An 11,175-nucleotide genomic window follows, 5' to 3' on the forward strand; every position below is an offset into this window, starting at 1 on the left:
ATTATTCTGAAAATGGCCTAAATCGGCAAAAATTATTCTGAAAAATCGCTTTTTGGGTGCTTTTTCGATACGGCTTCGGGAATTGTTCGGGTAGCGCTCGGGTTTGTTCGGGTTGTGTTCGGATAGGGTTCGGTTATGGTATCCGAATATGGGCCGAAACCCTGCTTGAAAATATCCGAAGTCTTAACCAAATGGTCTCGTAACAGGAATTAAGCTTAACCAACAACCAGCAACACAGTATCAGTGAACTTATTTCTTAATGTTTTGTTTGGTATTTTCTAAAAACTATGCTAATCACCATACAAATTGCAAAGAATACAACAAGGCGGTTTGCATAGGGAAATACGTCCGTAACTCCATCGTTACGAAGGAATATTCCATAGAAGCCCTGAACACCCCAATTCAGGGGTGAAAATGCACTTATTTGGCGCATAAGCGGTCCCATAATGTTTACCGGCACCCATACTCCTCCCAAAGCAGCCAAAATTACAGAGGAAACAGATCCAAAAGTTGATGCCTGCACTTCGGTTGAGGCCAAAGTACCAATCACTATCCCGTAGCCGGTGGCTGCAAAAGCGGCAGCAAAAGAAATCAGCAAAAATGAAGAATAGTTTTCTATCTGAAGATTTGGTAATCCCATTAATGGCAGTATATACATTCCCATAAGTAAGATAACAATAGCCTGGAGCACACAAATGGAAACATATACCAGTATCTTACCATTCATAACCAGAAAATAACTGACTGGAATTGTTTTAATCCGGGCTAAACAGCCATCAGTGCGTTCTTTGATTACATTGCCGGCAACAGGTATGCAGATCAGAAACATGCCAAAAAGAGTCCAGGCAGGGACGTTGTGTTGTGTTGAATTCGGTAAAATCCCATCGTTATATTCACTTACCATATCTTCTTTTATAACAAAAGCTGGCTCTTCAGGGTATGAAATATCATTTTTTGTATTCATCAAAGCATCCAGCACCTTTGTATAGGTTTTAAAAATGATAGACATTTCGCTTTTTACAGAAAACTCTGCAAAACTGCTTTTTACCAGGAGTTTAAACGATTCTTTGGTTACCGGGTCAAATAATAGATTGATTTCGGTTGAACCTTGTGTGTGTGTGGTATCTGCTTTTATTGAGGGGATTTGCTGTTTTACAAGCAAAAGGGCCCGTTGCTTAATGGCTTTTGTTGCCCCTTTGGGTATGATAATCCCTATTTGGTAATCTCCTTCAGCAACCTGTTTCCTTGCATTTTTTTCCAGGTGTATACTGTCTCCTATAAATTCTGTAACACTAAATATCTTTTGCTTTTTAATTCCTTCCCTAAGTGATTGTCCCACTTCTCCGTTGTCTTTATCAACAATGATTACAGAGATGCTTGTTTCGGAAAGGTTTTGGAACGTTTTATGCTGCAACAGGGCCACCACAACCACAAGCACCATCGGCATAAAAAACAACAGCATAACGCCTTGTATGTCGCGAATGAGGAGTAGTGATTCTTTATATAAGGAAAAAAGGAGTTTCTTCATAGGTTTAAAATAGTATCAAGTATCAAGTATCAAGATATATAAAGGAGCTTGTTTTTTAATCTTAAATTGCGTTAATCTAATCTCTGAGTTTTTCTCCGGTTAGTTTAAGAAAAACGGCTTCCAGGTTTTCGCATTCCGGGTTTGCTGATAATAAATCCCGGGGACTTGAGTTTGCAATCAATTTTCCTTTATCTATAATCCCGATTTGATTACAAAGTTTTTGCACATCTTCCATAATGTGGGATGTGTATATTATTGTAGTACCATTATCATTTAACTGTTTTAAAAACTTACGGATCACATTTTTAGACTGTACATCTATTCCAACCATGGGTTCATCAAGGATTAGCAACGATGGGGAATGAAGAAGTCCAGCTATCAGGTTGATACGTCGCTTCATGCCTCCCGAAAAGGTTGAGATCTTTTTGTTTTGAACATGATCAAGTCCCAATTCTGTCAGGAGATCGTTTATTTTTGATTTTAGTTTTGCTGTTGGGAGACCGTAAAGACTACCAAAATACAGCAGGTTTTCTTTTGCTGTTAAACTATCGTATAGCGCAATGTCCTGGGGTACCACGCCAATAAAAAATTTGGTTTTTTTCAGGTTCGAAGCAATATCCAGATTATTGATTATACATTTTCCGGAACAGGGCTTTAGTAAGCTGCTAATAATAGAAATACTAGTTGTTTTGCCGGCTCCGTTGGGCCCTAATAGTCCAAAAAAATCACCTTTAGCAATATCAAACGATACCTGGTCAACAGCAGGTTCAGCTTTTCCTTTATAAAACTTCGTAACAGACTGAAATTTCAATATGGTTTCTGAATCCTTGTTCATTTGTTCGATATTTTATGCCATAATCTCCAAAAGATTATTTGATGGCTTTTCCTAAATGAGTAAATAACACTTTTTCTTTCTGTCCCAGGTCATATAGCCTGTCCGCAATATCGTTGTAACTGGTATTGCCAGCCCTTTTTTTGTATATTCTGGAAGCTTCAACGGCAAATTCGCGCCACAGATCTCCAATTTGAGTCATGTCGGCAGATAGTTTATCTAATTGGGTATTTTCAAGTTTTTGGGCAGCTTCCTGTAAAAATGACGCATACAAAAATCTGAAGCCTGCACCGCCGGTACCAATCTCCTCCTGCATGCGGACTATCTGGCCTAAGAACCTTTCCGCTTTTTTATTGCCATATTTTTTAGGCCATTTTCTCATTCGTTTGCTTAGGTACATCATGCCATCAACACCCACTATGCCTTTGTAATGCAACATCTGGGTTACATTCTTTTTAATTCCTTTTTTAATTGCTGTATCCAGATCTCCCAGGCTTTTGTTGCATTCCACGCTATACATCTTGCCTTTAGGGCTTCCAGTGCCTTTGGCAAACCGAACCCTTATGAGCTCTTCCTGCGAAAGCATTTCAACATTTTCCATGATCGGATCGCTGATATAATATTGGTTGTCTTCTTTTCCCAGGCCTACAATGTTGTGGGCGTTGAAATGAAAACGATATTGAGGCGGAAAGTAAGAAAGGTGATAAACGCCTACCACCATGCCTGTGGGAATGCCTTTGGAAAGGTTTTCATCCAGTTTGGCCATGGCTTTTGCAGGCGACCTGAACTTTTGTGATTTTACTTTTATGCCGAGGTTTTTGGTTGCATGTTTAAAAATATGTCCCGGCATAGGACGGAATGAGAAAACCGGAGCCCCATGCAGTTTTATAAACGGGAGATAGGCAAAAAACAATCCTGCCCCTATCCCAAATACCATTGGTTCACTAATGTCAATTCCCTCATGACGCAATAAATTCCTTGTAACTCCATTTTCGCAATGGGACGACATCTGATGATCGAATTCAATCTTCATTACAGCACTAATCTATATTTCTTACTTCGTCAACCGTTTTGTAGCCAAAGGCATAACGATAATTATCCAACTCTTTTTCAGTTAGTTTGTTTTCATTTTTGTACAGGCAGTCTTTCCATACCTTAAACCAACTGTAACCTGTGTAACCTGACAAAATTTTAATGTTCATCATATTTTTTTTCATATGAAAATAGATGAAACTCTTCTTTTTATTTTGACATAATACCCTGGCCTTTTCAAATTTTTCTTCCTCAAACTCCCAGGCTTGTTCAAGTGCCACATTTTTAGGTTCAAAACCGGTACTTTTTACCGCTTTGTATTTCCCTTTTTCATCCACTGCAAACTCAAGAACACTAAATTCTTTCTTGAACTTATCCGAGTGATCCTGGGGTACATCGTTAACCTTCATGTCTGAATGTTATTAAACAACAGTTAATAAAGCATAGGTGTATGAAAACCTTGCGCTTTCAGGAATCATCATTAAAATTTTCTGGCCTTTTACCAGGTTTCCTGAATTAAATATTTCTTCAAGCATGATAAAGCCGGAAGCAGCAGCCACATTACCTACTTTGGGTAAATTAAGGAACCATTTCTCATCATCAATATGCAACCCTTCGTCGATTAAGGATTGGTTAATATGTTTTTTAAAGAACATAGATGAAATATGAGGCATGAAATAGTCTATTTCATCAAGGGAGAAATCGTGCTTTTTGAGCAATTCAGATAAAAACTTTCCTCCAAACCTGGTGATATATTTCTCCAGAAGCTTAGAATCCTGTTTCAATGAAAAAACCGACTTGTCGAGTAAATCTTTGGGGTCAAGACTTCTCCAGGGATGAACTTTTCCTGTTTCATCTTTTAATCCCCCGGCATACATACAGGTTTCTGCCAGGTGGGCATATGATTTAATTTCCAGCCATTCTAATTTTAACGAAATGCCTGTTTCGTTGGGTTTATCCTGCAGGTATACAGCAGCTGCACCATCAGACAGCATCCATCTTAAAAATTCTTTTTCAAAAGCTACATATCCGTTTTCTCCCAGATCCTGAAGGTGAGTAGATTCCTCTTCAAAATTCTTTGACATCATCCAGCTCGACATGTTTTCGGCACCAACGCATACCGCATTTTTTGAAGAACCGGTTAAGATAGACATGTGCGCGTAATTGAGCGCCCACATGGTACTGTTGCATGAGCCCGTTGCCGACATGGCATCTATAGCTCCGATACCCAATCGGCCATGAACCATACATGACAACGAAGGCATTTGTATATCCGGAGATGCAGATCCACTTGTAAGCAGGTCGATGCTTTGTAGGTCTACACCCTGTTGTTTTAAGGCATTGATAGCTTCTACGGCCATGTCTTCAACAGAATGGGTGATCTTGCCTTCCTTGTCGAGAGCGTAATACCTGTTTTTTATGCCGTTGTTCCGAAGAACAATGTTTTTTGCTTTTGATCTAAGACCTTTTATTTTCCCCAGGTAATCCTCCATTTCATCATTCCCAACTGCCTTATTCGGAAAAAATTTAGATATCTTATTAATGTATGTCATAGTTAAATGTTAATTTCTTTGAATCCCCTGATAATATTTGATTATGTTTTTTGTTCTAAACCTAAAAAGTAAATGCACCAGGCTAAATACCAACATGGCAATAGGCGACAGGCCAAACAAGGCAAACAACAAATAGGCTCTGAATACTTTTATTCTTTTGTGCCATAGCTTGCTGCCTTTAGGAGCTTTAGAAACATATCTGTTAAATTTTTTAAATATTTTTTTTGCGTTCAATTCCGTTGCCAAAACCGAAAACCTGATATTAACAGCTCCTTTGTTAACCAATTCGTTTTGTAGCAGGTAACTATCCGGAGATTTTATAAAATTCATCAGGTCCTCTCCAAAAACAGAAGCCTCTTGTATTGTTTTTTTACTAATGCCTGCATCAGGAAGGAAACCATAAGGCCCTTTATTGCCATACACCAGCCATTTGATAATAGTAATAGCTGAAATGTAATTGGTGTTGTTGTCCCCTAAAACAATATTGCCAACAAGTTTGGCTTTTGCATTGCTAATGTATTTTTTTATCGATTCCTGGGCGGAAAAACACATATTCCTTGCCCCGTGAATTGTAACAATGTTTTTCTTTGCTAAGAACTTTATTATTTGAGGGTGTTTCAGAAATGCTGTTACAGGTACAGATGGAGATAGAAACCATGTTTGGCATCCTAAAACAACCAGGTCGTAATGGGCATTTAAATCAAAACTAAATGGTTGTAACTCACAGCCGGTTTCTGTAACGCTATCGGGGAACACATCAAAAAACTGATCTCTCCAGGGGAAAGGGTACTCCTTTACCGGTCGTAATTCCTCATAATGTATGTTAACTTCATTGCTTTGTGCCAACTTTCCCATCACAGAATCAACAACAGCTTTCAACTGTCCTGTCTGAGAAAAGTACACAACCAGTATGTTTTTCATATTTAGCTAAATCATTCTTAGTCTGTTCTCATTTTACAATGAAAACAATAACATATTTGGAAACGGTATATTGCCCGCAATATGAATTAGAAATTTCTAATGCATAATACGGGTTTAAGTTTGGTGCAAAAATACCTTAATATATTTACTAAACAAATATTCAATTGGTTCAAATGTTGAGGATTATTGTCAGGGGGAATGATTTTTTCTTATGTTTGTGATTACAATCTCATATAAACTATATGAGGATGTTACTTAATCCAATTATTCCGGTTTTTGTTGAATTTTGAATTACCTGTAATGGTACCTGATTCTTTTATTGACCGGCATAATACCAGGAATTTTTTTTATAAAATGGTATTATATGCAATCACCTGAACAAAGCAGAGTTTATATTACGGGTATGGGTGTTATATCCGGTATCGGAAAAAATGTAGAAGAAAATTTTAATTCAATAAAAGCCGGGCGTAGCGGTATTGGGAAAATTAAATACCTGAATACAGTTCATAAGGAAAAATTTTTGGTTTCAGAAGTTGCCTTTTCTAATGAAGAATTGATTTTGGGTTTGGGACTGGATAAAGACGAGGAATATCCCCGTACTACCTTGTTGGCTCTTTGGGCTGCAAGGGAGGCTATGGAAGATGCCGGTTTTGAGAGTGATAGTGCTATCCGCACAGGAATTATTGTTGGTACTACGGTTGGTGGGATGGATGTTGCTGAAAACCATTATAAACAGCAGGGTGGCAATCCAAAATTTATCATATCGTCTCAAAGCAAAGGATATACTGCCGAAATGATTGCGGAATTATATGGGATCTATGACTTTGTTACTACAATTACAACAGCCTGTTCATCCAGTGCAAATGCTATTGCTCTGGGAGCGGATTTGATAAAGAGCAAGCGGCTCGACAGGGTTATAGTTGGTGGGGCTGATTCTTTATGTAAATATACCCTTAATGGTTTTAATACCTTGATGATTTTAAGTGAACAGCCATGTACACCTTTTGATGATAACAGGAGCGGATTGAATCTGGGCGAGGGAGCTGGCTTCCTGGTGCTTGAAAGTAGCGATCAGGTAAGAAAAAAGAATAAGCACACCTATGCCATGGTTAGTGGTTATGCCAATAATAACGATGCGTTTCATCAAACAGCAACTTCAGATACAGGAGAAGGCCCTTACTTATGTATGAAAGGTGCCATGGAAATGGCAGGGATAAATCCTTTGGAAATTGATTATATCAATGCCCACGGAACAGGAACACCAAATAATGATGTAACAGAGAGTGCAGCGATCCAACGAATTTTTGGAAGGCAATATCCGCCGTTCTCCTCCTTAAAGCCCTATATAGGTCATACCTTGGGAGCCGCAGGATCTGTTGAGGCGATTTTTAGTGTTTTAAGTATCCAAAATCAGATGATATATAAAAATCTAAATTTTAAAACACCTATTCATGGAGTAGATATTGTGCCGGTTACAGAATCAAAACCTGAGAAGGTTGTACATGTTATGAGCAATTCTTTTGGTTTTGGAGGGAACGATACTTCTGTTATCTTATCACAAACGAATAGTAATTAAAGTATGGGAATATATATAAAATCAATTGTTGCTATTTCGGCACATGATACTTTTGAATGCAACCATCTTCCCCTGACGCTGGAGTCGTACACTAAATGGATGAAGTGCAGAACTCCGGAGTTTAAAAAATATATACCTCCAAAAGTATTGCGGAGGATGAATCGTTTTAACCGGATTAACCTGGTGTGTGCAAAAAAGTCGTTGGAAAACCTGGGTATAGAAAGACCTGATGCTATTATTACGGCCACCAGCATGGGGTGTGTTGATGATTCAGAAAGGTTTTTAAACCAAATACTCGATAATGATGAAATGTTGCTGACCCCAACAAGTTTTATTCAATCTACGCACAATGCCGTGGGCTCTAATCTTGCCCTGGCCTATGATTGTAAAGGGTATAATGTGGTATATACACATGATGATTCTGCTTTTGAAACGGTTTTGCTGGATGCTGGTGTCAGATTGAAAAGTGAAGGTGTCAATAATATTTTGATTGGTGCAGCCGATGAATTGACAGAGGAAAATTATGGTTTGAAGAAAACGGTAAACCAGTGGAAAACGGAGCAGGAAGATAATTTGAGCATTAAGAACAGTAAAACTAAAGGAACTATCCCCGGTGAAGGGGCTACTTTTATGATGGTTTCTGAATCTCCCGAAAATGCAGAGCTGGAATTAATTGGGGTGGAAGTGTTTTATGCATTGCCTCCGGAAATTAGTTTGGAAGATAAGGTGTTGAGCTTTTTGGTAAGTAATGGAGTGTCGAAGGATGATATTGATTCGGTGGTGCTTGGTTTGAATGGGGACTGCGAAAATGATCTGTCTTACAAAGGATTTATAACAGGTTTTTGTAATGATAAAAATGTATTGTATTACAAACATATATGTGGCAATTATCATAGTGACGGGGCTTTTTCCTTGTGGTTTGTTTCTAAAATTGCAAGCGGTGAGGAGTTACCGCAATATGCGGTGATTCACAGAGCGGATAAAGAAGTGGGAAGAGAGAGAGGTGTGCTGAGAAATGTGTTGCTGGTTAAACATGCTAATAACAGGAATTTCTCCTTTGTATTGGTTAAAGGGGTTTAGTAAAAACAGTAGCTTTTTTGCAGAGACTAAATAAAAGAATGCCGGGTGAGGAGTAACTACAGTTTGGGTGGATTGTTGTTAGAAATGGTTTCTATAATAAGAATTCTGAAAAAAAACACTTATTGCTCAGGATAATGAGAAATATCATGTATTTTCGCAGCATATTTTAACAGGCAAATACAAGTATCTTAAAAATGACTGATAAGAGAATAGAGAATATCAATATAAATGCCGAACAGGCTATTTTAACACCAAACCAGCTAAAAGACCAGTATCCACTAAACGAAAATATTATAAAAACCATTGAAGAGGGGCAGAGTACAATTAAAAATATCCTTAAAGGGGATGATAAAAGAATTTTAGTTGTAGTTGGGCCTTGTTCAATTCATGATATTAAGGCGGCAAAAGAGTATGCCCGCAGGTTGAAAAAGTTGGCTGATCAGGTGAAAGATACCCTGTATCTGGTTATGCGTGTTTATTTTGAAAAACCACGTACCACAGTGGGGTGGCAAGGTTTAATCAATGATCCCTATTTGAATAATAGTTTTGAGTTGGAGGAGGGGTTGAAGCAGGCACGTGAATTGCTTTCGTATATTGCGGAGTTGGGGTTGCCTGTTGCAGGAGAAGCATTGGATATTGTTACACCTCAGTATATTCAGGATTTGATTTCGTGGACAGCTATTGGTGCCAGAACGACTGAATCACAGAGTCATAGAAAGATGGCCAGTGGTTTGTCATCGGTTGTTGGTTTTAAAAATGGCACGGATGGAAATATTGAAATTGCCATAAATGCGCTAGAGTCGGTTGCAGCCCCGCATAATTTTATCAGTATTGACCCGGATGGGCATGTGGCTGTGATCAGGACTGAAGGGAATGAGAATACGCACATTATTTTGAGAGGAGGTAAAAAACCTAACTATGATGCGCAAAGTGTTGCTGAGTATGAAAAGAGGCTTATAAAGGCTGGTTTAGCTCCAAGAATCATGATTGACTGTAGTCATGCCAACAGTTGCAAAAAAGCAGCCAACCAAAAGGATGTTTTAAAGAATATAGAAAAACAGATAAAGGATGGTAATGAATCGATCATGGGCGTAATGATTGAGAGCAACCTTGAATTTGGTAAGCAAAGTATCCCTGAGGATCTGTCTCAATTAAAATATGGGGTTTCTGTTACCGATGAGTGTATTGGTTGGGAGGAAACGGAGGAATTGTTGAAGGGGTTGGCTAGTAACTTATAGTTGATAGCGAATGGTTTATAGCTAGTAGCTGATAGCCCGTGGCTCATTGATGATAGCTTATGGCGTGTGGCGTGTGGCAAATAGCAAATATTGTATTTCTGTTGAAATGCAGGTGTGAGAAAGGAAGTGAGAAATTGATGTGAATGAGTTTCTAGTTATAAAGAGTGCTTTGCTTATTAGTATGAATAAAAAGTGATTTCATCGTTGTTAAATATTTACTCAAAAACATCATAATTGCCGGCAGCTTCATTAATTGAAGATTGTTTATCATTGAAAAACATCTTTACTACCTTTTTGCTCCATTGAGTTTTCTTTGTAAAATCGGTAAATGAGATTGATTTCCAGTCGAAGTTTAGTTTGTTTGCAGTTTTGGGCCCAATGTAGCAGTAAACTGCTTCGGTTACTTTTTTATTGCTGTTTTTCTTTTGGTATTTTATATCGGTTTTGTTTGCTAAAAGTCTAATATTTCTTTTTGAGCATTCATTTTTTAAACAATTAATAATTTCATTGTATTCTGATATTTGAGAGTCAGTAATGGACTCGGAGTAGGAACCTCCAATATTTAACACAGGTCGAATTTGGAGTGATGAAATGTGGTGCGGACCTATTATATCCATAAAATTGCGTAATTCAGAAAGGTTTTTTTGGTTTACGGTATAGTTGATTCTTATTTCTGGCCTTGATGAGTTTAATTCCTTTTTGTATTTATTGATTTTTTTCAGGAGTGAAATGAATTGGTCAAATCTTGCATTCCTCATAAAATATTCAAAGGTGTCTTTTGTGAGGCCATGGCATGAAAGAGTTAGTTCGTTTGTTCCGGTTAAAATGATTCTTTTTATCTGATCATCGGTAATTAACTGGCCATTACTTACAATTCCGATATGTGGCACTTTGTATTGTTTAGCCAGCTCAATAAGTTTAATGTATTTACGATGTGTTGTCGGCTCTGCTCCACAACCAATGTAAACCTGCAGCGCCTTGGGGAATAAAACCCGGGCAATATGTTCGAAATCTTGTTCCGGAATAATACCGTTATTGTTTTGTCTGTATTCAGGTGTGCTAAAATAACACATCCTGCAGGATAGGTTGCAATTAAAAGAAGGGTCTATTCTAATAGATAGGTGTCGTTTCCCCAATATATGTAAAATGTAAACTCCAAATAGTTTCAAATTGTCGCTTTTAATTTTGCGACTGATGCTGATCAATTTGTAAAAATTCATTCGAATATTTGATTTTGTTACAAAAATAGGATAATGCTGCAGATTTTTAGTCAACAAGCTTCCTCGAATTTTTATCAAATGGCAACTGAATGACCTCCATTCCCATGCCTGCTGCATGGTACTTCCCTCTCTAACACTTCATAGCCTTAGGTTATTACGCCTCTTCGTGCTTTTTGATTGCGTCAGCATTGCCTC

10 protein-coding genes are annotated in these 11,175 nt (G+C 38.0%); 3 read left to right on the plus strand and 7 right to left on the minus strand.

All coding sequences use genetic code 11. The annotated features are described in order from the left end of the window. Positions 1–256 precede the first annotated feature (256 nt). The 6 genes from OM074_RS09100 to OM074_RS09125 all read right to left on the minus strand — a co-directional run bounded on the left by OM074_RS09100 (position 257) and on the right by OM074_RS09125 (position 5,866). Positions 257–1,528, minus strand: coding sequence for an ABC transporter permease (locus OM074_RS09100; RefSeq protein ID WP_301199150.1), 1,272 nt, complete (start codon positions 1,526–1,528; stop codon positions 257–259). A 76-nt stretch (positions 1,529–1,604) separates the two neighbouring features. Continuing rightward, positions 1,605–2,363 (minus strand): ABC transporter ATP-binding protein, encoded by a 759-nt coding sequence (locus tag OM074_RS09105; protein ID WP_301199151.1) that lies wholly within the window; start codon positions 2,361–2,363, stop codon positions 1,605–1,607. 34 nt (positions 2,364–2,397) lie between these two features. Next, positions 2,398–3,393, minus strand: coding sequence for a BtrH-related acyltransferase DarH (darH, locus tag OM074_RS09110; protein ID WP_301199152.1), 996 nt, complete (start codon positions 3,391–3,393; stop codon positions 2,398–2,400). Between the two features lie 7 nt (positions 3,394–3,400). Continuing rightward, entirely contained in the window at positions 3,401–3,802 is a 402-nt protein-coding gene (locus OM074_RS09115; RefSeq protein WP_301199153.1) for a DarG family dialkylresorcinol biosynthesis protein, read from the minus strand. A 12-nt stretch (positions 3,803–3,814) separates the two neighbouring features. Continuing rightward, entirely contained in the window at positions 3,815–4,945 is a 1,131-nt protein-coding gene (locus OM074_RS09120; protein WP_301199154.1) for a StlD/DarB family beta-ketosynthase, read from the minus strand. 9 nt (positions 4,946–4,954) lie between these two features. After that, complete coding sequence (locus tag OM074_RS09125; RefSeq protein ID WP_301199155.1) at positions 4,955–5,866, minus strand: hypothetical protein; 912 nt, start codon at positions 5,864–5,866, stop codon at positions 4,955–4,957. A gap of 364 nt (positions 5,867–6,230) precedes the next feature. Between OM074_RS09125 and OM074_RS09130 the strand changes: the two genes are divergently transcribed. The 3 genes from OM074_RS09130 to OM074_RS09140 all read left to right on the plus strand — a co-directional run bounded on the left by OM074_RS09130 (position 6,231) and on the right by OM074_RS09140 (position 9,760). Further along, positions 6,231–7,442, plus strand: a complete 1,212-nt coding sequence (locus OM074_RS09130) for a beta-ketoacyl-[acyl-carrier-protein] synthase family protein (protein WP_301199156.1) — start codon at positions 6,231–6,233, stop codon at positions 7,440–7,442. A 3-nt stretch (positions 7,443–7,445) separates the two neighbouring features. Continuing rightward, a complete protein-coding gene (locus tag OM074_RS09135) occupies positions 7,446–8,522 on the plus strand; it encodes a beta-ketoacyl synthase N-terminal-like domain-containing protein (RefSeq protein WP_301199157.1) in 1,077 nt (358 codons plus the stop codon). 194 nt (positions 8,523–8,716) lie between these two features. Further along, positions 8,717–9,760 (plus strand): 3-deoxy-7-phosphoheptulonate synthase, encoded by a 1,044-nt coding sequence (locus OM074_RS09140; protein ID WP_301199158.1) that lies wholly within the window; start codon positions 8,717–8,719, stop codon positions 9,758–9,760. Positions 9,761–9,975: 215 nt separating this feature from the next. On the opposite strand, the gene OM074_RS09145 is transcribed toward OM074_RS09140, so the two are convergent. Continuing rightward, positions 9,976–10,980 carry a radical SAM protein gene (locus OM074_RS09145; RefSeq protein ID WP_301199159.1) on the minus strand — a complete coding sequence of 335 codons (1,005 nt, stop codon included), beginning with the start codon at positions 10,978–10,980 and terminating at the stop codon, positions 9,976–9,978. Positions 10,981–11,175 lie beyond the last annotated feature (195 nt).

The organism is Plebeiibacterium marinum, assembly GCF_026013615.1.
Classification (GTDB): Bacteria; Bacteroidota; Bacteroidia; order Bacteroidales; family Marinilabiliaceae; genus Saccharicrinis; species Saccharicrinis marinus_A.

Bases quoted from the DNA above. Each gene is read 5' to 3' on its own strand.
- OM074_RS09100 (WP_301199150.1), bottom strand. From the start codon at position 1,528: ATGAAGAAACTCCTTTTTTCCTTATATAAAGAATCACTACTCCTCATT.
- OM074_RS09105 (WP_301199151.1), bottom strand. From the start codon at position 2,363: ATGAACAAGGATTCAGAAACCATATTGAAATTTCAGTCTGTTACGAAG.
- darH (WP_301199152.1), bottom strand. From the start codon at position 3,393: ATGAAGATTGAATTCGATCATCAGATGTCGTCCCATTGCGAAAATGGA.
- OM074_RS09115 (WP_301199153.1), bottom strand. From the start codon at position 3,802: ATGAAGGTTAACGATGTACCCCAGGATCACTCGGATAAGTTCAAGAAA.
- OM074_RS09120 (WP_301199154.1), bottom strand. From the start codon at position 4,945: ATGACATACATTAATAAGATATCTAAATTTTTTCCGAATAAGGCAGTT.
- OM074_RS09125 (WP_301199155.1), bottom strand. From the start codon at position 5,866: ATGAAAAACATACTGGTTGTGTACTTTTCTCAGACAGGACAGTTGAAA.
- OM074_RS09130 (WP_301199156.1), top strand. From the start codon at position 6,231: ATGCAATCACCTGAACAAAGCAGAGTTTATATTACGGGTATGGGTGTT.
- OM074_RS09135 (WP_301199157.1), top strand. From the start codon at position 7,446: ATGGGAATATATATAAAATCAATTGTTGCTATTTCGGCACATGATACT.
- OM074_RS09140 (WP_301199158.1), top strand. From the start codon at position 8,717: ATGACTGATAAGAGAATAGAGAATATCAATATAAATGCCGAACAGGCT.
- OM074_RS09145 (WP_301199159.1), bottom strand. From the start codon at position 10,980: ATGAATTTTTACAAATTGATCAGCATCAGTCGCAAAATTAAAAGCGAC.